Annotated in this window: 1 rRNA gene; it reads left to right on the top strand. The window is 52.2% G+C overall.

Features of this window, described 5'->3' with window-relative positions:
- Positions 1 to 255: ribosomal RNA gene (locus tag GTP44_RS28515) — 16S ribosomal RNA — on the top strand; the annotation flags it as partial.

Genomic DNA, 255 nt, shown 5'->3' with positions numbered 1-255 from the left:
TCAAAGGAATTGACGGGGACCCGCACAAGCGGTGGATGATGTGGATTAATTCGATGCAACGCGAAAAACCTTACCTACCCTTGACATGGATGGAACCTCTGAGAGATTGGAGGGTGCCCGAAAGGGAACCATTACACAGGTGCTGCATGGCTGTCGTCAGCTCGTGTCGTGAGATGTTGGGTTAAGTCCCGCAACGAGCGCAACCCTTGTCATTAGTTGCTACGCAAGAGCACTCTAATGAGACTGCCGGTGACA

It is taken from the genome of Duganella lactea (genome assembly GCF_009857505.1).
GTDB classification, from domain to species: Bacteria; Pseudomonadota; Gammaproteobacteria; order Burkholderiales; family Burkholderiaceae_D; genus Rugamonas; species Rugamonas lactea.
This window is presented reverse-complemented; position numbering and strand designations above follow the sequence as displayed.